The sequence below is a fragment of the Rhizobium fabae genome, from assembly GCF_003985135.1.
GTDB classification, from domain to species: domain Bacteria; phylum Pseudomonadota; class Alphaproteobacteria; order Rhizobiales; family Rhizobiaceae; genus Rhizobium; species Rhizobium pisi.
The window spans coordinates 182,106-207,164 of record NZ_ML133657.1 but is presented as its reverse complement, the minus strand read 5'-3'; the positions used below and the strand labels follow the sequence as shown (position 1 = coordinate 207,164).

Below are 25,059 nucleotides of genomic sequence, written 5' to 3'. Positions count from 1 at the left end.
ATGGGGACGCGAATAGATTCATGAGAAAAGCCGTTATTTATGTCGAGAAATTTTTGCCTGCCAGCCAGGCATTTGTTCTGAACCAGGCAGTGGCATTTCGTTCCTTCGAAGCTGAAATTCTTGCCGGATCGCGAATTTCTTCCGCCCATACGAAAAAGTCCACCGTCCCGGTTCACGACATCCGTCGGTCTCCCGTGGCGCGCGCAGGCGAACTGCTTCTGAAAATTCCACAGATCGGTCTGCCCTCGCTCTTTCCGGCGATCGGCAAGGCCGATCTCGTTCACGCGCATTTCGGCAAGAACGGTTATGTCATCGGTCCCCTGGCGCGCGCCGCCGGCAAGCCGCTGGTCACGACGTTCCACGGCTTCGACGCGACCTATGGCGGCGATCCGAAAAAGCCGGGCGGCTTCAATCAGGTGCGTTTCTTCGCCAAGGGCCGCCGGGAAATGGCCGGCTGGAACAGCTGGAATATCGCGGTTTCCGATTTCATCCGCGACCGGCTGCTGGCGCTCGGGTTCCACGCCGACCGTGTCTATCGCCATCATATCGGCATCGATCTCGATCTCTTCAAAATGGAGCCGCGTCCACGAAAAAAGGGATTGGTGGTTTCCATCGCCCGTTTCGTCGACTATAAGGGCCACCGCTTCATGATCGACGCGCTTTCACGCGTGGCGGCCGCAGGCACCCCGGTCGAATTCGTCATGGTCGGCCAGGGTCCGTTGAAGCAGGAAATCGAGGCGCTGGCGCGTCGTTCCTTGCCAAGCGTCACGATCCATGAAAATCTGTCGCAGACTGAGATCAGGGATCTGCTCGCCAGTGCGGAACTCTATCTTCATGGCAGCGTGACCCTCGATAATGGGCACGCAGAAGCGTTCGGCCTCGCCAATCTTGAGGCCGAAGCCGTCGGTACTCCGGTCGTCGCATTCCGCTCGGGAGGCGTGGGCGAAGCGATCGAAGAGGGGAAAACTGGTTATCTCGTGGAGGAGCGGGATGTCGCAGGAATGGCGGAAGCGGTCGGAAGACTGCTCAACGACCAGGCCCTGTGGACAGCCTTCAGCGCGCGGGCACCGCTTCTGGTGGCCGAGCGTTTCGACATACGTCGCCAAACGGGGATGCTCGAGGACTATTACAGTTCCGTGCTTGACCAATTTTCCAGCCGGGGTCGGACTTGATGGTGCAAACAGGAAAGAAGCCGAAGTGGGGACTGAACGTGTTTCGGCCGCTGCGGGACGGAATCGTACGGGCCAAGTGGCTCTACTATACGAAATTCTGGGGAATGGACATCGATCCCACGGCGAGCTTTTCCCTGAGCGTACGGTTCGACAAGACCAACCCGAAGGGATTGCACATCGGCGCTGAAACCTATGTTGCCTTTGAAGCTGCGATCCTGACCCACGACCTGACGCGCGGGCTCTATCTTCACACGCGGATCGGCAAGCGCTGCTTCATCGGCGCGCGCAGCATCATTCTGCCGGGCGTCGAAATCGGCGACGAATGCGTCATCGGCTCCGGCTCGGTGGTGACCAAAAGCGTGCCGCCGCGCTCGCTCGTGGCCGGCAATCCGGCAAAGATCATCCGCAGCGACATCAAGATCATTTCACGTTACGGACGCATGGAACGCGAGGACGAAGCGGTCTCGCAGATCGTGACGCACTTGCCGACAGGAGAAGCACGATGAAGATGTTTGCCTACCGGGGGAAACACGAGAATTTCGGCGACGAGCTGAACCATTGGCTTTGGGAGCGCCTGCTGCCCGGCTTCTTCGACGACGACGAAAGCCAGCTCTTTCTCGGCATCGGCTCGATCCTCTATGACAATTTCGATCCGAACATGCAGAAGATCGTCTTCGGCTCGGGTTATGGCGGCTACACCAACCCGCCGAAGGTCGACGGCAACTGGACGTTCTATTTCGTGCGCGGGAAGAAGACCGCCGAAATCCTCGGCATTGACCCGAGCTACGCCATCGGCGATTCGGGCATCCTCACGCGCAGCTGCTGGGATGCGAAAAGCGTCGAGAAGCGTTATCCTGTCTCCTTTATCCCACACTACGAAAGCGCCATGCACGGCAGCTGGGACAAGGCCTGCGATCTCGCGGGCATCCATTATATCGATCCGCGCTGGTCGGTGGAAAAGGTCCTGACAGAAATCAGCGCATCGCATAAAATCGTCTCGGAGGCGATGCATGGCTGCATTATCTCAGACGCATTGCGGGTTCCGTGGCGGGCGATCCGCCCGATTGCTTTGGAAAATCGAGCCAAGTGGTATGATTGGGCGAGCGCCCTTGATCTGGAGATCGACTTCGATCCGATCGGCCCGTCGAACCTCGTCGAAGCAGGTGCGGCGTGGGTACCGAAGAACAGCTATCTCTGGAAGAACATAACGTTCCGCCGCCGCCGCATTCTGCAGCTCACCGGCAACTATGTCTTCGGATCGACGGTCAAGACGTTGCAGCGGGTCGCGGAAAAGCCCGGCCAGCTCAGCAGCGAAGAGGCGACTGTCAATGCGCATAACAGGATGCTGCGGGAACTGGACCGGCTGAAGCAGGATTTTTCCAGGAAAACGGCCAGCGCCCTGTGAGGGCAGCATCCACACATCGCTGCAGGCAATGCGGCGTAACTCTCATTCCATCATCCCGAACGACGACGGGGGCCAATCGTTCGGGATGGATATACCCACTGAAACGGTCAGTGTTCTTGACCTCAGGAGTCGTTAGACCATGAATAACGTTACCGATCGACTGATCCGGGGCAGCATCTGGCTGAGTTTGTCCCGCGCCATCGTTAACGGGCTTTCGGCGCTCAGCACCTTTGTTCTGGCCTGGTATCTCGGCCCCGCTGATTTCGGCCTCGTTGCTATTGCAACCACCCTTCAGCTCATTCTGAGTTCCGTCACCGAACTCTCTCTCAATCAGGCGCTCATCCGCCACGAGGCTCCAACCGAGGAACATTTCAGCGCGGTATGGACGTTGAGCGCGGCGAGAAGCTTGGTATTGGCACTGTTGTTTGCCGCCGCGGCTTATCCCGTTGCAGATTTTTACGGTGATCCTCGGCTGACGAACGTCATGTTCGCCTTGAGTTTGAGCCTGTTCCTGAGCGGTCTCGCCAATCCACGCCGCATCATGCTTCAGCGCGATCTGATATTCTGGCAGGATTTCGTGCTGAACGTATCGCAGAAGCTCGCCGGCTTTATCGTCACCGTTGCGGTCGCCGCGCTCTACCAGAGTTATTGGGCGCTGGTTCTCGGCCTCCTCGCCTACCAGCTGACCAATCTCGTCGTTTCCTACACCGTCCTGCCGTTCTGGCCACGCATAACCTTCCGGCACGCACGGGAATTGTTTTCGTTTTCTGTGTGGCTTACGGCCGGACAGATCGTCGGCACGCTGAACTGGCGGATCGAATATCTTCTGATCGGCAAGTGGATGGGTTCAACCCAGCTTGGCCATTACACGGTCGGCAACACGCTTGCGATGCTGCCCACCCGTGAAGCGACGGCTCCGTTGAACCAGACGATCTATCCCGGTTTCTCGAAGGTGCGCAACGACCCTGTCCGGCTCGTCGCGGCCTACCAGCGCGCTCAGGCGCTTCTGGCAGCCGTGGCCCTCCCTGCAGGCATCGGCATGGCGGTCGTAGCGGATCCGATGATGCGGCTTGCCATGGGCGAGAAATGGGTTCCCGCCATCTTTATCGTGCAAGCGCTTTCGGCGGTGTTTGGAATACAGACGCTCGGTTCGTTGGTCCAGCCGTTGGGAATGGCAAAGGGGCAAACCAAGTTGCTGTTCATCCGCGATGCCCAGATGCTGGTGCTTCGCGTTCCCATCATCGTCGCCGGTCTCGTGTATTTCGGACTTCCGGGCGTTATCTATGCGCGCATATTGTCGGGATTGATTTCAACAGTCGTCAATATGCTTCTCGTTAAACGGTTGATCGGCTTGCCTTTCTTCCAGCAGCTGGCGGCCAACTTCCGCGCGATTGCCAGTGTCGCCGTGATGGCTGCCGGAGTATGGGGCCTGTCGCATCTTCTGAGCGCGCCGACCGACAAGCTGGCTCTGGCCACTCATCTGGCCATATTGGTCGTTGCCGGCGCCGTTCTCTATATCGGCTCCAGCTTTGTCCTTTGGCTCGCGATGAAGAAGCCGAACGGCCCGGAAACCGAAGTTCAGCGTATCGTTGTCAAGACACTGTCAAAGGCCAAACTTATCGCCGTGCCAAAGTCGGCCTAAGCCAATAGCTGAGAGAACTCGGCCCAGGAAACGATCCGGCCGAAAACGTGGTTGCTGATCGAACACAGCGTCGTTCGGAGGGCTCAGATGAGCAAAGTCAAAGTAACAATACTCTTCTCGACTTATAATGGCGCCAAAACCCTGCCCACCATGCTGGATGCGTTGTGCGCCTCCACATTGCCACATGACGAGTGGAAAATCGTTGCCGTCGACAACAACAGCAATGATGAGACTTCAAAAGTCTTGAAGTCCTATCAAGATCGGCTGCCGCTGGAAGTTTATTTCGAGCCCAAACAAGGCAAGCAACATGCGCTGACACAGGGCTTCCGCCATCTGGAAGGCGAGCTGGTCATCTTGACCGATGACGACGTGATTCCCGAGCCGGATTGGATCGAGCAGTTCCTCGCTTTGGCAAACGAACAGCAGGAATTTGCCATATTCGGCGGCCTGATCATGCCCGAATGGGAGGAAAAGCCTGGTCCGTTGTTGATGAAGTACGGGCATATGGGCATCCTCTACGCTCTCAACGACGACCTTCGGGAAGGACCGATATCCGCGGCTTTGATTTCAGGGCCGAATTCGGCCTTCCGCCGTTCCATATTGGGCCCCGGCTACATCGTTCATGACGATCTCGGTCCGGACGCCACCGTTGCACAGTTTCCGATGGGCGAAGACACCGCATTCGCCATGAGGCTGGAAAGGAACGGCGCCAAAGCCTTTCATTCGCAGAGGCCGAAGGTCCGCCACATGGTCAGGAAGGGCTATGTAGAGGAAGGTTGGGTTTTGCGGCGCGGAGAACGCTACGGCATGGGGCTGGTTATCATCCGGCCGAACCTGTTCGACAGAAAGGCAAAGATTGGTGGCCTTCCCATTGGCAGCGCCTTGAGCTGGCTTGTCATGGCGCCGGCGAGCTTCATCCTGAAGAGCCTTCCCCAAAGCGGCCTTCGCTTCAAATTGCTCTGGGCACAATCGGTCAGGCAAGGAATCCTGCGTCAATTCCTCAAGCAGCGGACGACGATGAACAGCTTGATCTGTTCTCGCATCGGTGCCGACAAATGAGCGCATTGCATCGCGTTGACGTCGCCGGAAAATGCTCCGGCAAGACCCCTATTTTTCGCGCTTCGATAGGCAGGAGAATTTGATGACGGATCCCAAAATCAGTGTCGTCTTCTCGTCCTTCAACGGTGCCGGACGTCGCCTCCAGCAAATGCTGGATTCCATGTTGACGCAGAACTTTCCCCTCGAACAATGGGAACTGATTGCCGTCAACAACAACAGCAGCGACGGAACGCAGGAGCTTCTCGAGCGGTATGCGCAGAAGCTGCCGATGACGGTCATTCGTCATCCGCGCCCTGGAAAATCCGGAGCCATGAACGCGGCTTTGGCGAAAGCGCGGGGAGCACTGGTCGTCTTTACCGACGACGACGTCGAAGCAGACGTCAACTGGTTGAGCACGCTTGCCGCCTGCGCGGAGGCCAACCCGGATTTTGGCGTCTTCGGCGGCGGAATTCTTCCAAACTGGGAGCACTATCCGCAAGGCAATCCGCTGTTGGATTGGATCCCCATGGGATCAACCTTCGCCATCGCAGACGAGGAGCCGAGCGGCCCTTGCGACCCGACAAAAATTTGGGGTCCGAACACCGCCGTCCGCCGGGAATTGCTCGGCAGCAATGTCCGGTTCCGCGAAGATATCGGCCCTCTCCCAGGCGGCCTTTTTGCGATGGGAGAAGATACGGAAATCGTCAGCCGCCTTTCCCGCACCGGCGTGAAAACATATCGGTGCGCCGAGGCCATTGTTCATCATTGGATCCCGGCCTCGAGCGTTACGGAAACCTGGGTGCAGAAACGCGGGGAACGTCTGGGTTATGGAATGCCGGCGCTTTTTGCGGAGGACGTTCCCAGAGGTGTGAGAATCGGCGGAATTCCCTTAAGAACCTGGATTGAGAGCGCCAACTGGACAGTGCGGGCAGCTTTTCTCTATCCTCTGCCAAGGTCGAAGAAGCGGTTCTGGGCGATCTGGAAATATTACTACATGCGTGGCTACCGTGCGGGGATTCGCCGATATATGCCGACGGGACATGGTTCTCAGCAAATGACGCAGGAGATTGCGCATTGAAACTTTCTGTGCTGATCAACAACTTCAACTATGCCCGCTATCTCGGCCAATGCATCGACAGCGTTCTTTCCCAGGATTATCCCGACTTTGAAATTGTCGTCGTCGACGACGGATCGACGGATGATTCCCGCCAGATCATCACCGCCTATGGCGATCGGATCGTCTCCGTATTGAAGGAAAACGGCGGTCAGGCTTCGAGCTTCAATGCGGGTTTTGCGGCTGCAAGCGGCGATATCCTCTTTCTTCTCGATGCCGACGATGCGTTTCTGCCCGGCAAGCTCACGCGAATTGCCGAAATCTACGACCGCAACGAGATCGATTGGTGTTTCGACCGGGTAACGACCAACGAAAGCGATCCGCCTCCTGCAGAGCTGCAGGTGACGCTTTTCGACAAGCGGGAAACATTGCGCAAAGGCGGCTTCCCCTCGCTTCCGGTACCGACCTCAGGCTTGAGCTTCCGCCGCAGCCTGCTCTCCCAGATCCTGCCGATGTCCGTCGCGACCGACGTCGTTCTCAGCGACAACTATATCAAGTTTGCCGCTGCCTATCTTGGCCGCGGCGCCATCATCGAGACCCCGCTGACGTTTCAGCGCATTCATGCCTCGAACCGCTATACCGGCACGAACAGGGCAAAGACCCTGCGCCCGCGGATCATGATCGCGACCGGGCTGGAACTGGCGCGCCGCTATGATGAATTGCAGACGCTCGGCAAGAGCCTGGTGGCCGGCGGCATCGCCGAAACCACATCGCTGCTGAAGCTTCGGAGCGAAGCACGAAATACGGTGGCCGGCGGTCCGTTCGGCGACGCCGCAACCGAAGTGGCCTTGATGGCCGCGCGCAAGCGTTTGGGCAAAATGTTGCGGAGAGGACAGTCATGAATCAGCAAGACACCTTCCCGCAGCCATCTGCCCGCGCCGGTGAGACAGGCACGGCGCCGTTGAACATTGCCGTCGGCGTTCTGACCTATCGGCGTCTGGACGGGATCGCCAAGCTGCTCGACGTGATGACGCGCCAGGTCCGGCACCCGGCCCGTCCCTATCATCTCACCATGGTGATCGTGGACAATGATGCCAGCGGCAGCGCAAAGGCTACGGTGGAGGGCTTCGGCCAAACCGGCGCCTATGACCTGATCTACGTCATCGAAACCAACCAGGGCATACCCTTTGCGCGCAACCGCGCACTGGATTCTGCCCCTCCCGGCACTGATCTTTTCTGCTTTCTCGACGATGACGAATGGCCGGTTGACGGCTGGCTCGATGCGATGCTGGAGACCCGCGAGAAGAACGGCGCCGATTGCGTCTACGGTCCGGTCCAGCCGGTCTATCCGGAGAATCCGCCGGAATATTTCATCAAGGCGAGGGTCTTCGAACGCAAGAAGAACCAGGACGGTCAACGCATCAATTACGCAGCTTCGAACAACGTCATGTTCGATTATCCCCTGATCCGCTCGTGGAACCTGCGTTTTGAAGAAAAGATGCGCTACACCGGGGGCACCGACTATCTTTTCTTCAATCAGGCCATCCGCCGCGGCATGAAGGTTTTCTGGGCTGACAAGGCGCTCGTCTATGATATCGTTCCGGCAAACCGGATGACTTGGAAATGGGTGCTGCAGAGACAATACCGGCTCGGCAATACCTTCGCGGTCAGTGAGGTGCTGCATGGCAACCTCAAGCGCCGGATCTACCGCGCAGCCTATGGCGCCACGAGAGTCGTGCTCGGTCTGGCCATGCTGCCGGCGATCCTGATTTCACCCTACTGGGGGATGCGGGCGCTCACCCATGTTCTGCGCGGCGCCGGCATGGTCAACGGCATTCTCGGTCACGCATACCAGGAATATAAGCCCAATGCCGCCCTTTAGTAATATTTGCGGGAGCGACCTCGGATGAGTTACAGCCCTTCTTATGTTTCGGACGAAGCAATAAGGCTACGGCCGCTCGCCCGGTCGCGGCCACGTCGCGGCATTAAGAAAGAGACATTCGTCCGTGGGCTCCTCACCGGAATGCTTTATCTGACGCTCCTGCGAACAACAGGAATGTGGTATGGCTATCCGTCAAATTTCATCGAGGACGCGCCTGTCGATCCGTTCGCGCAGAAATTGATGCTGTACAGCCTCATTCCGTTGATCGGACTTTACATCTGGCTGGAGCCAAACCGTTTTGTCTCCTATTTTCGTAGAATACCGGTTCTGCTCATCGTCGTTAGCGCATTTTCAATTATATCACTTGGGGTCTCGATCAGCTTTGGCGCATCCGTCCGCGGTATTGCCGCGGTGGCGATACTGACGGTGGCACCGCTGCTCTACAGGTTTCGCTACGGCAGTGTTGCCACCTTCCAGGTCCTGATCAATTTCGGCATATTCGCGGCGTTTGCGAATATTCTATATACCGTCGCCTTCCCGCGATACGCTATCATGAGCGGCTCCTATGCCGGCATGATAAAAGGCTTGTTCTACCACAAGAACGGCCTGGGTCAGTTTTGCGCTGTCAGTTTCATCGCCATGCTATCGGTGGGAATACCGAAGGGCCGGCTGCGCTACAGCCAGCTTCTGCGCTGGGCGGCATTGCTTTGCACCCTCCTGCTCATCGTTGTCTCCAAGTCCTCGACCGCCGTTGTCATGGTGGCTATCGGTATATCTGCCTTGATCGGCTCGCACATGATGCAGTCCGTGAGAAACTCGCTGGCGCGCTCCTTCTTTGTCTTCTTCTTCTGCCTTCTTCTCGGGGTCGCCGCGTCCTTCGCCTATCTCGGTGTAGCCCAGATGATTGCGGACGCATTTGGAAAAGACCTTACATTTTCCGGACGTACCAATATCTGGGACCAGTTGCTGCCGCTGGTCTACGACCGCCCGATCTTTGGTTACGGCTTTGCGGCTTTCCGCCAACCCGAAGTTATGGAGCAATATGTCGAGCTGACCTTTGATGCGCGCTCGACACATAATACTTACCTGGAACTTGCCCTCAACATCGGCGTTCCCGGCATGATTGCCTGGACAGTTTTTGTTCTTCAGCGCCTCGGTGGCCGCCTGACCGCGACCCAACGTTCCGGGGATCTTCGCGACACGCACTCCAAAGAAGTTGCTATCATTCTCCTCATCGTCGTTGGTTCAATGATGGAAGCGGGAATGATGCTGGCCCCGGTCATCCTTTGGCCCTATCTGGTCGTGTCGCTTCCCGTGAGCAAGCCAAAAAACACTGGTAGATCGATGCGCGATCTTATTGCCGATAGCCGGCATGCGACGCCACAGTAGCAAATCCGACTGCAATTAATTCTCGTCGGAAATCACGAGCTGCGGCAGTCTTGCCGTCCGCAAATCGCGCTGGGCTGCGCGCGAAGAGGGAAAAATAATGACAACGATACAAAAGCCGCAAGAGATTTTATCACTTCAATATCTTCGAGCTTTGGCGGCCATCGGAGTCTTGCTTTACCACCGGATAGAAATATTTTCGATTGGGACGCATGGGGTTGACTTGTTCTTCGTGATCAGCGGCTTCGTCATGATCGCCACGACCGACGCGAAAGAAAAAACACCATCTGCTTTTCTGGTTGATCGGATTATTCGCGTCGTCCCCATGTATTGGCTGGCGATCCTTGCGGGCGGACTTTTGGTTCTCGTCGGGATTCCGGTCCACCGATACGAGACCGATGTGGTCTCGCTGATTTCGTCCATGTTGTTTATTCCATACCTGAACGCGCATGGGGAGGCTTGGCCCGTGATCCTCCAGGGCTGGACCCTGAATTACGAAATGTACTTCTATGCCATATTCTCTCTTATTCTGTTCGCTCCCCAAAGCCTCCGCGTTTGGGCACTGGCAGCATGCTTTTGTGTATTGGTCGCTCTGGGAGAAGCCATTCCGTCACAAGGCGCTATTTCCACGACCTACACCAGCCCGCTCCTCCTTGAGTTCTTGGCCGGCACGATTTTAGGACGGATATACGGTCTGACGCTGCGAAATGTGTCGGTGTTGCGTGCCCTCATGATAGCCGGTCTTCTCGCCGCAGGTTTGTTTGCATGCTCGTATTTTTTCGGCAGGCTTGCATGGGGTGGCTTGGCCGTTTTGATCGTCGCCTCAGCGTTGACGAGTGAGAGGCTTGGCTGGGTACCTAATATGCCGTGGTTGAAATTTCTGGGCGCCGCTTCTTTTTCGATCTACATATTCCAGCAACTGTTCTTCACATTGAGCGGGAACCTGTTCGCGGCCTTGACCCAGCTTTCAGGGATAAATTTCCAGTATCTCTTGTTTTGGCGCCCGATGGATGTGGTGATTGCTGCCGGTGGCGGCGCGCTGATTTACATGTTCATCGAGAAGCCGGTAGGACGCTATCTCAAGTCAATGCGCTTCCGCGGCAAGGTCGTCGCCGCATAAGACAGTTTCCACGAAACCTTACCGCACGAAATCAGTCTGACCGCCTGGCGCACACATCGGCCCGAAAATCGGAATTGATTTTCGGGCCGATGCGTTGATTTAGGTGTCAGAGCGTCCGATGTGCGTCTGAGAGGACGCGCATGTCGTGCAAGCGCTCAGCGGTTTGCGATCACGAGATCGCGGAAAACCAAAGATCTAAAGCGCGGTCAGCGTATCTGAAAGATCGCGATGCGCTTCAGCGCACCGGCGCGTGGTTGGATTCAGCTGCACCCGTCACCACAGGCTGGGTCTCGAAAGACGTCGTCCGCATCTTGTTCTCGTTGTCCGCCGAAAGCACTGCCCTTGCCGTGAGCGCCGAGCCGACAGTCGACAGATGTTGGTTGTCGGTGAACAATGGCGCGCCGTCGGCCGTGGAAAAGCGGCACCGGGCTTGCGGGCAAAGCGCCCCAAAAGGATCGACCAGCGTGACGCCGGGGGGTGATTTCTCCGCGACGCGCGTCACGATATCCCTTACCGGATCATTGAAATTGACGACGGCTTTCATCGGGGCGTCGTGAGGTGTCAAATCGCGGTCGCCATCAAGCCATGTCCCGAATGTCGATCTCAAGGGTATCGCGCGCTGGAGCCCAAAACGGACCGGGTTGAAATTGAACAAGGGAACGTCCTGCAGAAGAACGACATCCTTGTTCATTTCCCGCAATTGCGAGATCTGCGAGGCAAGCGCCGACTCAAGGGTGGGCCCATTTGCCTCCTCGGGCTGCGCCGCGCCGTTGGCGCCCGGATGAATGTAACGCGAGCCGGTTTCTGCCTCCCGCATTGGAGCAGACCAGTATCCGGCCAGGATCACTTTCTTGATGGCGCCGTTCCCGCGCAGCAAATCCATCACCCTGGCATTGTAAGCCGCGCATTCCGCGGCATGAGCCGGATGATTTGGCATATAGCGCGTTGCGCCCGTCAGCGGCGGGCAGGATGATTTGGTGAAGACATAAAGCTGGTAGCCGCGCTCTTGCGCAACCGCCCTCAATCCGGGCGCAAGCGCAGCTGCATGGCTGTCGCCGATCAGCGCTATTGCAGGCCCGGCATCGCCTCCGGGCTGGCACCCTGCGCCATTGGCGGGAGAGGCCGCACCATAGGAGACGAGGCATGACTCACGGGTGGATATGACCTTTTCGATCATCGCAACCTGTGGACCAAATCTCTGCGGAACTCCGGCCATCACCACGGCCAGCGCAAAAGGAAGAGTGAAAATGACCAAGGCAGTTGCGTAACGCCAAAGTGTGCGGCCATTGGAAATGCCCGGGCGCCGAAACGGCTTCTCCACGAGGTAATATGTCAAAACCGCCAGGATAAATGAGATCGAGACGATGATCAGAGCGGCCGACTGCTGCAATGGCCAGACGGACGAAACGCTGGCGAAACTTAAGAGCGGCCAATGCCAAAGATACCAGGAATAGGAGACAAGCCCGATGAAAACGAGTGGCCGCGAACCAAGCGCCAGGGCAACAAACGAGCCGGGGCTGGCAATGATCAGCGCCGAGCCGAGAACCGGCAGCAGCGCCGAAGCACCGGGAAAAGGCGTGGAATCGTTGTAGATAAAGATGGGTGCGGCAATCAATATCGCGCCGATGAAAGCAATCCCATTGACGACGGCTTTCCTCCCTTGATCGAAACGCACGCCTTTGATCTCCATGACAGCGAGACTGCCGCCAATTCCCAGTTCCCATGCACGGCTGGGGAGTAGGTAGAAGGTGAAAGCCGGGTCGATCTTCAGCGCCACGACGGAAAATATGAATGAGAGAACGACGAGCGTCACGATTGCTGGAAGAATTCCCCGCTTGAAGAAGCGGTTCAGGAACAGAATGATCCAGGGGAAGACCATATAAAACTGTTCTTCGACACCGAGGCTCCAGGTCATCAGCATCGGCATCTGATCGGCTGCGGGCGAGAAATAATCGCTGGAAAACCAATAATAGATGTTGGAAATACCGAACATCGCCGCGACGGCGCTGAGCGAAAATTTCTTGAACTCCCCGGGGGAGAGCAGGAGGAAACCGATTAGAAAGGAAGCGCTCAGGACGAAAAACAATGCCGGCAATATCCGTCTTGCTCGCCGGACGTAAAATTTTGCGAAGCTAAATTCGGATTTGAGGACGTCGCTATAGATATGCCCCGTAATGAGATATCCGGAGATGACAAAGAAAATGTCGACGCCGACGAAACCGCCCGAAAATGGCCTCAGACCTGCGTGAAATAACACAACGGAAATGATGGCGATCGAACGAAGACCATCTACATCAGGACGATAGGCCCGTGCGGAGTTGTTATGCATCCGGATATCCCTTCGAAGCGATGCCCAGCTTGGCTGGCGGCGTCGATGCTAACGGAGTTGTATTGCAATGCATCCTAAAATGATGCATTGCAATAGGGAAGTTTAACACTTCTCAAATTTGAGCGAATCGAACAGGTTGGCGCATCGCAATGCGAATCGATACGAATATTGCGATGCTGTGAATAGTGGGTATCCTGCTGATGTTCGGGCATCCTCGCCGAGGCTAAGGCCCAGTTTATCGTATTGCGTAGCAAACATAAATTGAAGTTCAACCCTGGGAAGTCGATTGAAAGTTTCGATAGACCGACAGCAGCCCAAGACAGTGTGAGGCATGGACTATGACTGACGGAAAACGCCGGAAAATTCTCGCCGCGTCGTCGGGCGGTGGCCACTGGGAACAGCTGATGGCAATGCGTGCTGCCTTCGACGGCAGCGAGGTTATTTTCGCGACCACGATCCCCGGCCTCTTGAAAAAATACGACATTCGGGACGGCCTGGTCCTTCCCGATTGCAGCCGTGACTCGATCACCATGTCGATCCGGTGTTTTTTCAGCGCCTTCTATATCGTCCTCAAGCACAGACCCGACGTCGTTATCTCGACCGGTGCCGCGCCCGGGCTCTTTTGCCTGCTTGCCGGCAAATTGACGGGCAAGCGAACGATCTGGATCGATAGCGTTGCCAACGTCGAGAAGTTGTCCCTATCGGGAAAACTGGCCGGCCATATTGCAACGCTCTGGCTCACACAATGGCAACATCTCTCGCGGCCTGATGGCCCGCATTACGCAGGAGCTGTCCTTTGATCCTCGTTACCGTCGGAACGCAGCTGCCGTTCGATCGCCTCGTCAAGGCCGTCGACACCTTCGCAAAAGATTTGACCAGACCGGTTCTGGCCCAGATCGGCAAGGGCACCTACACGCCCGCGAACATGAAATGGATCAAGAATATCGAACCTGCGGATTTCGATAGCGTCTTTCGCGATGCGACCGTTATCGTCTCTCATGCGGGGATCGGCACTGTCCTCACGGCAAAACGTTTTGGGAAACCGATCATTCTCGTTCCGAGAAAGGCAGCCCTCGGCGAGCACCGAAACGATCATCAGCTTGCCACGGTGAGCCAGCTCGCGGGCCGGCCCGGCATCTATGTCGCGCATAACGATGACGAACTCAAAAACTATCTTCTCGACGAGCTGGACAGTCCTTCTCACGAAGATCCGTCTGAGGTCGGACGGACATCGCTGGTCAATTACCTGAAAGGCTATCTCGCGACAGCCTGAGCGCGAGAACAGCCGCGGGCCGCCCCGGCAAAGGAGAGATTTTTATCCTCCGCAATTGCGGCCGGCAATATGTTTGACAAGTTCCGGCACGATGATTTTGGACGCAATGTCAGGCAGGGGATGCGCACCGTCGGGAATTGCTGCCCAGAGGTCTCCCGGCGCCAGACGCTCCCAGTTGGGCCGGTGGTCGACGAACTCCAGGCCACGTTTCCGGGCTTCCGCCTCATGGGCCGAGATGTAGCTTTCGACGAAAGGCCGGATCAGGCCGCGCAGGCCTGAAAACGGATTCATCGCCATGACGATAATCCGCGCCCGCGGCACGCGCTGCCGGAGCTGATCGAGGATCTCGCCGATATCCTGCCGGCTTCGCGAAAGCGATACGAACCTCTGCAATGTTGCGTCATTGGCGTAGAGCTCGATCAGGATGACATCCGGCTGCTCGGCGACGACGCGATCGATTTGGGTCAGGGCCCATATGGTCGTCTCACCACTTTTCGCAACGCTGACGACGTTCACCGGCCGCTGCAGGCAGGCTGCCAGATCTTTCTCGAGGGCCGGCTGCCAGCCGCCACGGGCGGTCAAGGACGTCCCGAAAGCCACGATTTTCAACGGCGGAAGGTTTTCGGCATAACCGCTTTTCGGTGCCGAGACCGTCACGAGGGACACCAAAAACAGAACCAGTCCATACGCCAGTCGTCTCTCAATTGGCATCGCTCGCCAAAGCCGCAAACCTGTCATGGAGAGACCATATCCCGGCGGAAACGATACGTCACGCGGGCAGCCGGTCATTTGGGAGAATTGCTACATCCTTCCCAACGCCGACCTGGAGCACCGCGAGACAATGTCATCGAAACGATCACTCATGCCCGCCCAAGACGACAGGAATGAGCCCCAACTCCAGTCCAGCGGATAGTGGCAACCATCTTTCGCCGCGCCTCAAAACGGCGCGGCGGCCGCCAATCACTCCTCGCGAAATACGTGCTGCATCTGATCGCTCAGCGGCTTCGTGAGATAGGAGATAACGGTCCTGTCGCCGATCTTGATAAAGACTTCGGCGGGCATGCCCGGATAGAGCTTTATCGACTTCAGCTTCGCCAGGCTTTCAGCCTTCGGCTTGACACGGATGGGATAGTAGCTGATCCCTGTCCGCTCGTCCCTGACGATATCGGGCGCGATGGAGGTGATCTCGCCGCTCACATCAGGCGTCGTGCGCTGATCGAAGGCGCTGAACCTGACATCGACGGATTGGCTGACGTGAATCTGGTCGATGTCGCGGGTCGCGACCTTCGCCTCGACCGTGAGATCGTCATTTTCGGGAACGACGAGCATCAGCGTCTGACCGGGATCAATGACGCCATTGACGGTGTGAACAGCAAGCTCGTGAACCCGCCCGCTCAGCGGCGCGGTAATCTCGAGACGGTGGAGTTGATCGAGCGCAGTTCCGCGGCGCTCTTCATATTCGGCGATCTGTGCTTCGACATCGGTCAGATCCTTGGCGATCTCCGAACGACGATCTTCATCCAGCTGGATCGACTGGCGATCGATCTCGATCGCCTTGCCCTCGGCCTCCGCCTTCGCCGCGATTTCCTGGCCGCTATTGCCCTGGAGATCGGCGCGCGCGCGCTTCAGCTGATTCAAACGCTGAAGCGTGACGAGACCCTTTTTGTAGAGGGTGTCGACGCCTTCCAGCTCCTCTTCGATCAGGCCGAGGGAATCATTGGTCGCGTTGATCTGGACGACCAACCCTTTGATCTGCTCGCCCAACTGATCCTTGCGCGACTCCAGCTGGCTCTTCATTCCCACAAGCGCTGACCTGCGGCTATCGAACAGCTTCTGCTCGCCGTCGAGCAGCTTCTGCGCCGAGGTGCTGGACGTCAGATCGCTGATATTTTCCTCGACCTCGAACGACTCGGCGCCGATCCGTTCCGCTTTCAGACGGGCACGGCGCGCATAAAGCTGGGCGAGCGTGCTCTCGACGATCGAGAGCTGGGCTTTTGTCGTCGTTCCATCGAGCCGTATGAGGACCTGTCCAGCCGTCACATGGTCATTTTCCGCGACTAGGAGCTGCGACACGATACCGCCCGTCAGGTGCTGGATCTTCTTCACATCGCCGTTGACGACGACCACGCCCTCGCCGATGACGGCGCTCGAAAGTTCCGTCGTTGCTGCCCAGCCGCCAATGCCGCAAACGAGGGCGATCGACAAAGCGCCGACAACCATGACATGGCGATTGAGCGAGCGCTTCGATTCACTGATGATCTTGCTCACAATACGTCCTCCGGCCTATTCGGCCGCATTCATGCCGTCGACGACGACTTTGAGCTGAGCCACGCGCTCAGCAATTGGCGCGCGCGCCGCTTCCGGGCGGCTGACGCGGGCCATGACTTCTTCCTTGGGACCGAACGCGATCATCCGGCCGTCCTGCATCATCAGGACGAAATCGCACACCGCCAGAACGCCTGACCGATGCGCGATGACGACGACGATGCCGCCGCGCGCGCGCACGCTCATGATCGCCGCGCTCAGTGCCCGTTCGCCCTCCTCATCGAGATTGGAGTTCGGTTCGTCGAGCACGACGAGGAAGGGCTCGCCGTAGAGCGCCCTTGCAAGCGCGATACGCTGTCTCTGGCCGGCCGAGAGCGATGCCCCGCCCTCACCGATTTCCGTTTCATAGCCGTTCGGCAGACGAAGAATGAGATCGTGAACACGCGCCGCCCTTGCCGCGGCGACCACGGCCTCGGGCGACATGTCCTTGGCGAAGCGGCAGATATTCTGCGCGACGGTGCCGGAGAAAAGCTCGACGTCCTGCGGGAGATAGCCGATGTGCCGGCCGAGCGCGTCCGTATCCCACTGGTCGAGTGCTGCGCCATCGAGACGAATGGATCCTCGGACGGTCGGCCAGATGCCCATCATCGCACGCGCCAATGACGACTTGCCCGAGGCGCTGTAACCGATGACCCCGAGCGCGCTCCCTGCCCTCAAGCCGAAGCTGACGTCGGAAATGACCAGGCGCTGGCCTGCCGGCGGGCCGCTTGCCAGCCCCTCGACTGTGACCTGCTTGGACGGAGCCGCAAGCGCGAGCGGGGCCGGAATTTCCGGAATGGTTTTCAGGAGATTGGAAAGCCGCGCCCAGCTTTGCTGTGCGGAAACGAAACCGCGCCAGTTTCCGATCGCAGCTTCCACAGGCGCCAGAGCGCGGGACGTCAGGATGGAACCGGCAATGATTATGCCCGAGGAAGCCTGCCCTTGAATGACCAGGATGGCGCCGGTCGCGAGCGTTCCCGATTGCAGGGCAATACGGAAGATCTTCGACAGGGTCGCATATCCGTTGCCGACATCCGAGGCCTGCCGGGTGATGGTGCGGTACTCCTCATTCTTCCGATCCCAGATTTCCGCCATCGTGCCGGCCATGCCCATCGCATGGATGACTTCGGAGTTGCGGATCGAGGTCTGGGCAAAGCCATTCCGCATATTGGCGGCGTCGGATTGCTTTTTCGAGAGCGTCCGCGTTCCCTGATTGGTCAGGAACGTCAGGATAGCGAGAACCAGAGAGCCGCCGATGGCGATATATCCGATCGCCGGATGAAACAGGAAACAGATCACGATATAGAAGGGCAGCCAGGGCAGATCGAACATCGCCGTCGGGCCCATGCCGGAGAGGAAAGTCCTGATCTGGTCGAAGTCGCGCAGCGGCTGAAGCCCGTCGCCGCCGATCTTGACCTTCAACGGCGCCTTGATGATCGCCCGGAATACACGTCCGTGCATCATCTCATCAAGCGAGCCGGCAACACGCACGAGCATCCTGCTGCGCAGGACTTCGAACGCGCCCTGGAAGGCGTAGAGAGTGAGCGCAAGTATTGCCAAGGCAGCCAGCGTCGGAATGCTTTTGCTCGGAATGACGCGGTCATACACCTCAAGCATGAAAAACGAGCTTGTGAGATAAAGGATATTGATAAGCGCGCTTGCTATACCGATAAAGACAAGGCCGCCCTTGCACTTCCGCAAGGCTTTGGATGGCTCGCTGACATCAGCTGCTGAACTCTGAAACACCAATATTAATCCCTCTTCTGCCGCACCGCACACAAACAAATACGCCCGCACACGTTGCAGCTACGGGCTGTGAGGCCCGATCAATGATGACTACTTGGATCCCGGCGCCGACGCCGAACTTCCGCTTGCAAGCCACGACTTATTATAAGAATCGTACCGAAAGATGACCGAAAATTCCAATTTATAGCGAACGATTTCAGCGGCTCCAGGTTAACGCTACGCTAAATATACCGATCGAAGCAAGTGAAAATTGCAAAACGCCCAATAACGGATCAGAGCAGCGACCGCTTCGCGCGCATAGACACGATATTTACTGGGGGATTAACTATATATGCAATCTATAGTTTCTTTGACTGTGAACGGCAAACATAGTTTGTGACTGCTCGCCAGCCCCTCTCGCCGGTTCGATCACTGCCGATATTTCATTAACCGAGCTTCGCAGTCGCAGGAAGCCGGCCGACGAACGGCCGACTGATGCTGCCGTGACGCGCATCAGACCAAGGCGTGCGAGGCGTGGCTGCTGTGGAATGCATCCACATTGATGGCGATGCTCAAGCTATCCGAGTCGGTATGCGAAGCGCCATCGGAGATCTTGTACTGGAAGGACTCGCTGACCTTGCCGCTCAGACCGTGGAGTTTCGCCGCGTCGACCGTGTAGGTGTAGTCGCCATCACTTTCCACATGGATGACGCCGTATTTCCCGGTCAGCGTCAGGCCGTGCTTGTCCACCCCGCTGTCACCGAAGCGGCGCAGCAGCAAGATGCCATTGGCCGCACTGTCATTTTCGAGAAGATTGCCATGATAGGCGCTGCCGGTATTGGTCGAGATATTCAGACTGTCATGGACTGCGGCGATCGTCGGAACGGGAACCGGAGGAAGAGGCGTGGTGTGCGTCTCGCCAGTCGGCACCGGAGTGCCTGCCTGCGGCTGCGCGGGAGCCTCGACATGCGGCTCGACGACTGGTGCGGCAGGCGTTTGCTCGATTGGCGAACCCGAATTGCTGGTCGTGCCGCCGCTCGCGTGACTGTCGAGTTCGGCCTGCGCCTGCTCCAGCGTCTTGTTTTCGCCAACGGAGAACGTGTTCTGGGCGGCAATTGCGGCTGGCATCGTCAGCGTCGTCACCAGGCTGTCTATGATATTGTCGTGGAAAGAACCTGATGCCGTCCTGTCGACCTTTAACGCCGACGAGGACAGCCCTTCAAAGACATTGTCGTGGATATTGATGTTCTCGCGGACATAATTTGGATAGCCGACAGCGCTGACCAAAACACCATACACGCCGCCATGCACGTAATTTCCGCTGATGTCGTAGTTTTTCGCATCACCGGAATCGCCAAGACCGATGCCATACGACCAGCTGTAACCGCCAAATCCCGAGATATCATTGTCGTGGATGGCAATATTTTTGCCTGCTTGCGCGCTCACCCCAAAGCCGCCGCCGACCAGCGTATTGTCCTCAACCACGGCATTTTCGGCCCGGATCAGCACCAGCACACCCTTGTTGCTGTTGGCGGCCGTCTGATCCAGATAATTGCCTTTGATCAGGATATTGCTGCTATCATTGAGCTGGATCGCGTCTGCCACACTGCCCTGATTGTGGGAGACGACGTTGTTAACCAGAGTGACGCCGTTTACCTTATCCATCCAAATACCGTCGGCACGGACACCGGTAATCGTGCTGTTCTCGATCGTGATGTTTTGGCTGAATTGGAAGCTGACGGAGCCTGCCTTTCCGGAGAGCCCCGCATTCGTCACCTCGACATTTCGGACCGTCCAGTTCGAAACACTTCCTGCATATATCGCGTTCGCCCCGGTATCCGCGATCTTGATATTCTCCACCACGATATTCGAAGCACTCGAACCATGGATACCGTTAGTGCCGCCGCGAATGACCGGCGCATCGCCGGCGCCATAGCTGCCGATCGTGATCGGAGCGCTGACGCTGCCTGAATATTTCAGGTCGAACTGTTCATTGAACACGCTTCCGGCGGCAAGGAGCACGCTGTCGCCTGGCTTCAGCTTCAAGGATTCAACGGCAGACAATGTAGCAAAAGCCGAACCATCGCTGGTTCCGCTGTTCTTGTCGGATCCTATGACTGAATTCACATAGTAGACGGTCATGCGGCAAATCTCCCTAGATATTGGAAATCTTGTAACCGCTGACCTCTCTCCGGTTGCTAAAATGAAACACTAAAATGCTGTGTATCTCGTGATAATTCTTGCTTTCTGAGGATAAACAACTTCCGGGAGCATGTATTGTTGCGCCGCAACAAGGTTGCACCGCACAACGGAAAGTTTCGTTTACCTTGGATCCGCGTCGAACATCCAGAATTCCCGCAGGTAATTCGGAATGCATTTCTTGATATTGCGGACAGATTTACTTAGAAAAATACACAAATATGACATTTATATCGGAGACGCCCGATTATCAAAGTTGTTAGCCAGAGCACGGAAACAAACGTCAATGTTACGCCGCTAACCCGAAGGGATTATAGGAAAATGTCATCTTCGCATTCATAGATCCTCGTATTCTTACTAATTGCCCAGGAATAAACATTCTTATCTCCTGAAGAAAAAATCATAGCCAATTTGGCATCAGCGCCTTCACTTATCATTAACGCAATAATACCCAAGTGTTTCATCAACTTATGCACATTTTGCGTGTGTCATTATTGCACAGCTTGCCCAAAAACGTTAATTAGTCGTTAATTATGCTCTTGACTCGCTATATTAAGACATACTTAATCGGGCAGCTCGCGAAGGTCAGACCTGATCCGCGAATATTAATTCAAGGAGAGACAATAATGGCTATTCACGCAACCGATGATACTGCAACATTCCTGGAAACCGATGCCATCTCAGGCAATATACTGTCTAACGATACATCAGACGGCAACCTTTTCCTGCGCGCCTTCGATCAACAGAGCGTCGGCGCCAAACAGGGCATCAACCAGGTCACCGAAATCCAGGGCGACTTCGGCACCTTCTTCGTCAAGCCGGACGGCAGCTATACCTACGTCCTGAGCGCCGCTGCCAAGATCGGCTTCACCAACGGCGAAACGCTGACCGAACGCGTCTCCTACAAGATCTCCGACGGCGCCGGCCACACCGACGTCGGCGTGTTCACCTTGAACATCCAGGGCGTAACCCAGGTCAAGCCGGTCGCTGTCGATGATCACTTGAGCTTCAACGAAGGCGATGCCATCGGCGGCAACGTTCTCACCAACGACATTCCGGGCGACAACGGCAAGCTCTTCCTTCGTGTGTTCGACGGCACGAACGTAAACGGCAATCCTAGCGCAACCACCGACATCGCCGGCACTTACGGCACGTTCCATGTCAAAGTGGATGGCTCATTCAGCTATGAACTGACGTCGGATATCGCTAACGGCGATCACGTCACGGAAACCGTCCAGTACTACAAGATCTCTGACGGCGACGGCCATACGGATGTCGGCGTTCTGACACTCAACATTACCGGCACCGACGTCGTCTCCGGCGCCGTCGTCTGATCACCGATCAGCCAATCAAAAAGCAACGCCTGCCGCGCAAGCGGCGGGCGTTGTTGCATATCAAGTTTGATTTGCCGGAATTTTGACGGCCCATGTTGGCAGCCTGTTTGCTGGCACGATCACAGGCTCGTTTGAATTTTGGAGCAGCCTTTAACAACCCGCGAAAACGGTTATTTGCTGCAGCGCTGTTGGAAGCGTGCCGTCGCCGCCGTTCCGACGCTTGTCCAGGTTCTATCAAAGATTGGACGGAGTTGCGGGCTGATCTGCCTCTTTATGGTGGCGTTGACCATGCACCGGTCGCCGAGTTTCAGCATCGTCGTGAGATCGCTATCGAGCGCACTATTTGCCGCCGAAAGCGTCGCATCGGTGAAACCGTTCCAAAAATAAAACCGGCTCAGAATCATTGACTGGTCATAGGGCGCGAGCGCAACAGAACGCTTCATCATCCCTGCAATCGACAGCGGCTCTTCCGCAATGGCCGACTGAACGGCCGCCAGGCGCAGCCAGAAATTGCTGTTCGTCGGCATGCAGGAAAGAGCATATTGCAGATAACGGCGGGCGTTCGAGGCGGCAACAACCCAGGCGTCGTAATTGCTATTGATATTCTGCCGATCGAGCTGTGCCAGAACAAGCGTAACTCCAGCCGCTGTGATATCGGACCGGCAATAATCTCTGGCAATCATATCGACGGTTCGAGAGGCGTATTTGGCCGTCACATCATCCGCGACGGTCTCGCCGCGCTCGATCCTTTCGGCGACGATCGAGATGCTGGCCGCCCTTATTGAAGCGTACAGCTCTCGACCGGCTAACGCTGCGAAAATGGCGGTGACGATTACGAAAACGATCCTGGTGACCGAGACGAACCGACCGCTGGCCATCAGCTTTCGGTATAGTACCGCGAATAGCGCTTATAATAATATTCGCTTGAGCCGAACGTCCGGTAGAGCTTCATCTGCGACGGATCGACCTTGGTCAGGATCACACCCACGCATTTGTTATAGAGATCCGGCTCGGACAACAGGGTCGACTGAACCACCTTCCGCGACGTCTTGCCCCACTCGATCACGAAGACGACTGCGTCGAGCTTCGGATTGATGGCGCGCGCATCCACCACCGGAGCCAGAGGAGGCAAGTCGATGATGATGTAATCAAAGCTCTGGCGCGCCGTTTCAAGCAGCTGATCCATGCCGCGCGAAGCAAGCAGTTCCGAAGAGTGTGGAACGCGATAGCGCGCCACCGTCGGCAGAAATGCGAGCTTTGTTTTGGGATCGAGGAGGATGAGATCCTTGAGCGGGCGGTTGTCGACGATCGCTTCAAGCAGGCCGGCCTCAGCATGGCGGCCGATTGCGCGGGTCGCCCCCGGATTTCTCATATCGCCATCGATCAGCAGGCAACGTGCCCCCTGCATTGCCAAAAGCTTGGCAAAATTGATGGATGTCGTCGACTTGCCCTCGCCAGGCAGGCTCGAAACGACGCCGATGACCTTGCAGCGCTGATCGGCCGCACTGATGTCGATGGCGATTTTCGCGCTTCGAAGCGTCTCGGCGAATGCCGAAAGCGGATGTTCCTCGGCATAGGTCGTGGTCTTGCTGCCCCTGGCTATGCTTCGCGGATTGCCTGGATCGACCAGCGTCGGATCGTCGACGTTATCCTCAACCAACGGCATGACGCCAAGAGATTCCACGTCGAGCATGTCCTTGACATCATCGCCGGTGCGGAAGAACCGGTCTCGGAATTCACGGAATGCTGCGATACCGCTTCCGAATGCACATCCCAGGAACATCGCAAAAGCGACGACAAGGCTTCTCTTCGGGGCGCTCGGCTTCGTCGGGGTCTCAGCGGTCGTGATGATACGCGCGGCGGTAATCGGGAAGCTCTGCTGCTGAATGGCTTCCTGGTAGCGCGTCAGGAAGTTCTGGTAGAGATTCCTGTAGGTATCGCGCGTCCGCTCGAGCTCGCGAAGCTGCACCTGGGTTTCGCCAGCCGTCGCGGCCACGCCCGTCGCCTGTGTCACGCTATCGCGCAGGGAGGTCTCCCGCGACTTCGCCACTTGCAGTTCGCTCTGATAGCTCTCGGCGATACGATTCAACTCGTCGAACATGAGCCGTTGATATTCCGCCATCTCCGCGCGAAGGCGAACCGCCTGCACGTGATCAGGGCCAAGCCGCGCCTCGATCTCAGTGTCGAGCTTCGAAGCCTCCAGATATTTCTTGCGGAGATCATTCGCAATCGAGCTGTCGAGGACGTCGGTGACGATCGCGTCGGTCTGCTTGGCGTCGATGATCGACTTGATGCGGGTATATTTTGCTTCAGCCTGCGCCGTCGCGGCCTGGGCGCTGATCAACTGGCTGTTCAGCTCGGATAGCTGCTGATCGCTGAGAAGCGTTCCGGCGGCTGCCTCGACCAGTCCATGCTCGCTGCGGAACTTCTGGACCGCAAGGTCGGTATCGAGCGCCTGCTGCCGGAGTTCTTCGATGCGCTCCTGCAGCCATTCGCCGGCCCGGCGCGTTGCCTCGTATTTCGAATTGAGCTTGTCGACCATATAGACGTCGGCAATCGCCGACGCGATTTGACGCGCCAGATCGGGGGATTGCGAGGTATAGCTGACATCGAGAACGTAGGACTTGCCAACACGTTCGACATCGATATTGGCCACCACGGTCTCAGCCGCGCCGCGCCGCTTCATGTCTACATCGGGCGCATCGGCGCCATCATCGGCGAACCATGATTTGAAATCCACCAGGGATTTCAACGATGCGACGGAAAAAAGCGAGTTCTTCGGCGCCATGAACAGCGGGTTGTCGACAAGTTTCAGCTTATCAACCACGGCGTAGGCGATCGTGTCGGACTTCAGCAGCTCGACCTGGCTGAGGACCGTGCCTTCGTCATCATCCAACTGGCCGAAAGCCGCCAGCTGGTTGATCACCTGGTTGTCGCTGCGATCGATCAGGACGCTCGTATCGGCCGTGTAAACCGGAACCGCCGTGATGACGTACACGACGCCCAGAATGCCGAAGGCAACGGCGCACGCCGCAACGATCCGCCACTGGCGGCGGGCAATTGCGATGAGCTTATCAAAATCGATGAAATCAGCTTCGTTTCCCGTATCGCGGGAAGGGTCGATACGTGGCGTAAGTTTATCTGGTGACAGCAATTTCGATCTCCAACAAAGGCGTCAAGCGCTAAGATCTACGGG

At 57.1% G+C, this 25,059-nt stretch carries 20 protein-coding genes; 13 read left to right on the top strand and 7 right to left on the bottom strand.

Annotated elements, in window-relative coordinates; translation table 11 throughout:
* Positions 1 to 20 precede the first annotated feature (20 nt).
* The 10 genes from EFB14_RS25375 (at position 21) to EFB14_RS25330 (ending at position 10,699) form a co-directional block, all read left to right on the top strand.
* Positions 21 to 1,172 (top strand): glycosyltransferase, encoded by a 1,152-nt coding sequence (locus EFB14_RS25375; protein ID WP_125845314.1) that lies wholly within the window; start codon positions 21 to 23, stop codon positions 1,170 to 1,172.
* Entirely contained in the window at positions 1,172 to 1,678 is a 507-nt protein-coding gene (locus EFB14_RS25370) for an acyltransferase (RefSeq protein WP_125845313.1), read from the top strand. Before EFB14_RS25375 ends, EFB14_RS25370 begins: the two co-directional genes overlap by 1 nt.
* Positions 1,675 to 2,577 carry an exopolysaccharide glucosyl ketal-pyruvate-transferase gene (gene pssM / locus EFB14_RS25365; protein ID WP_125845312.1) on the top strand — a complete coding sequence of 301 codons (903 nt, stop codon included), beginning with the start codon at positions 1,675 to 1,677 and terminating at the stop codon, positions 2,575 to 2,577. Before EFB14_RS25370 ends, pssM begins: the two co-directional genes overlap by 4 nt.
* 139 nt (positions 2,578 to 2,716) lie before the next feature.
* Positions 2,717 to 4,219: a lipopolysaccharide biosynthesis protein gene (locus tag EFB14_RS25360; protein ID WP_126829355.1), complete on the top strand. Its 1,503-nt coding sequence runs from the start codon at positions 2,717 to 2,719 to the stop codon at positions 4,217 to 4,219.
* An 87-nt stretch (positions 4,220 to 4,306) separates the two neighbouring features.
* Positions 4,307 to 5,278 carry a glycosyltransferase family 2 protein gene (locus tag EFB14_RS25355; protein ID WP_126829354.1) on the top strand — a complete coding sequence of 324 codons (972 nt, stop codon included), beginning with the start codon at positions 4,307 to 4,309 and terminating at the stop codon, positions 5,276 to 5,278.
* Between the two features lie 82 nt (positions 5,279 to 5,360).
* Entirely contained in the window at positions 5,361 to 6,335 is a 975-nt protein-coding gene (locus EFB14_RS25350; protein WP_126829353.1) for a glycosyltransferase family 2 protein, read from the top strand.
* Positions 6,332 to 7,213, top strand: a complete 882-nt coding sequence (locus EFB14_RS25345; RefSeq protein WP_126829352.1) for a glycosyltransferase family 2 protein — start codon at positions 6,332 to 6,334, stop codon at positions 7,211 to 7,213. Before EFB14_RS25350 ends, EFB14_RS25345 begins: the two co-directional genes overlap by 4 nt.
* A complete protein-coding gene (locus tag EFB14_RS25340; RefSeq protein WP_126829351.1) occupies positions 7,210 to 8,193 on the top strand; it encodes a glycosyltransferase family 2 protein in 984 nt (327 codons plus the stop codon). The genes EFB14_RS25345 and EFB14_RS25340 overlap by 4 nt, the downstream gene beginning before the upstream one ends.
* A 24-nt stretch (positions 8,194 to 8,217) precedes the next feature.
* Entirely contained in the window at positions 8,218 to 9,582 is a 1,365-nt protein-coding gene (locus tag EFB14_RS25335; protein ID WP_126829350.1) for an O-antigen ligase family protein, read from the top strand.
* Positions 9,583 to 9,679: 97 nt separating this feature from the next.
* A complete protein-coding gene (locus EFB14_RS25330; protein ID WP_126829349.1) occupies positions 9,680 to 10,699 on the top strand; it encodes an acyltransferase family protein in 1,020 nt (339 codons plus the stop codon).
* A gap of 235 nt (positions 10,700 to 10,934) precedes the next feature.
* Here the strand turns inward: EFB14_RS25330 and EFB14_RS25325 are convergent, their stop codons facing one another.
* Positions 10,935 to 13,028, bottom strand: a complete 2,094-nt coding sequence (locus tag EFB14_RS25325; protein WP_126829348.1) for an acyltransferase family protein — start codon at positions 13,026 to 13,028, stop codon at positions 10,935 to 10,937.
* A 338-nt stretch (positions 13,029 to 13,366) separates the two neighbouring features.
* Here EFB14_RS25325 and EFB14_RS25320 point away from each other — a divergent pair, with 338 nt between their 5' ends.
* The gene (locus EFB14_RS25320) at positions 13,367 to 13,828 is read left to right on the top strand and encodes a glycosyltransferase family protein (RefSeq protein ID WP_125845303.1); all 462 of its coding nucleotides are present in this window, start codon (positions 13,367 to 13,369) and stop codon (positions 13,826 to 13,828) included.
* Complete coding sequence (locus tag EFB14_RS25315; protein WP_125845302.1) at positions 13,825 to 14,301, top strand: glycosyltransferase; 477 nt, start codon at positions 13,825 to 13,827, stop codon at positions 14,299 to 14,301. Before EFB14_RS25320 ends, EFB14_RS25315 begins: the two co-directional genes overlap by 4 nt.
* Positions 14,302 to 14,343: 42 nt before the next feature.
* Here EFB14_RS25315 and EFB14_RS25310 read toward each other — a convergent pair whose 3' ends face one another.
* From EFB14_RS25310 to EFB14_RS25295, 4 genes are all read right to left on the bottom strand, one after another.
* Positions 14,344 to 15,039 carry an SGNH/GDSL hydrolase family protein gene (locus tag EFB14_RS25310; protein ID WP_126829347.1) on the bottom strand — a complete coding sequence of 232 codons (696 nt, stop codon included), beginning with the start codon at positions 15,037 to 15,039 and terminating at the stop codon, positions 14,344 to 14,346.
* Between the two features lie 222 nt (positions 15,040 to 15,261).
* A complete protein-coding gene (locus EFB14_RS25305) occupies positions 15,262 to 16,569 on the bottom strand; it encodes an HlyD family type I secretion periplasmic adaptor subunit (RefSeq protein WP_126829346.1) in 1,308 nt (435 codons plus the stop codon).
* 15 nt (positions 16,570 to 16,584) lie between these two features.
* The gene (locus EFB14_RS25300; RefSeq protein WP_126829345.1) at positions 16,585 to 18,351 is read right to left on the bottom strand and encodes a type I secretion system permease/ATPase; all 1,767 of its coding nucleotides are present in this window, start codon (positions 18,349 to 18,351) and stop codon (positions 16,585 to 16,587) included.
* A 492-nt stretch (positions 18,352 to 18,843) separates the two neighbouring features.
* A complete protein-coding gene (locus tag EFB14_RS25295) occupies positions 18,844 to 20,472 on the bottom strand; it encodes a right-handed parallel beta-helix repeat-containing protein (protein ID WP_126829344.1) in 1,629 nt (542 codons plus the stop codon).
* A 683-nt stretch (positions 20,473 to 21,155) separates the two neighbouring features.
* Between EFB14_RS25295 and rapA2 the strand changes: the two genes are divergently transcribed.
* Positions 21,156 to 21,863 carry a calcium-binding lectin RapA2 gene (gene rapA2 / locus EFB14_RS25290; RefSeq protein WP_126829343.1) on the top strand — a complete coding sequence of 236 codons (708 nt, stop codon included), beginning with the start codon at positions 21,156 to 21,158 and terminating at the stop codon, positions 21,861 to 21,863.
* Positions 21,864 to 22,033: 170 nt separating this feature from the next.
* On the opposite strand, the gene EFB14_RS25285 is transcribed toward rapA2, so the two are convergent.
* Both EFB14_RS25285 and EFB14_RS25280 read right to left on the bottom strand, forming a co-directional pair.
* On the bottom strand, positions 22,034 to 22,741 hold the full coding sequence (locus tag EFB14_RS25285; protein WP_126829342.1) for a hypothetical protein: 708 nt from the start codon (positions 22,739 to 22,741) through the stop codon (positions 22,034 to 22,036).
* Entirely contained in the window at positions 22,741 to 25,017 is a 2,277-nt protein-coding gene (locus tag EFB14_RS25280; RefSeq protein ID WP_126829341.1) for a polysaccharide biosynthesis tyrosine autokinase, read from the bottom strand. Before EFB14_RS25280 ends, EFB14_RS25285 begins: the two co-directional genes overlap by 1 nt.
* Positions 25,018 to 25,059: the final 42 nt, after the last annotated feature.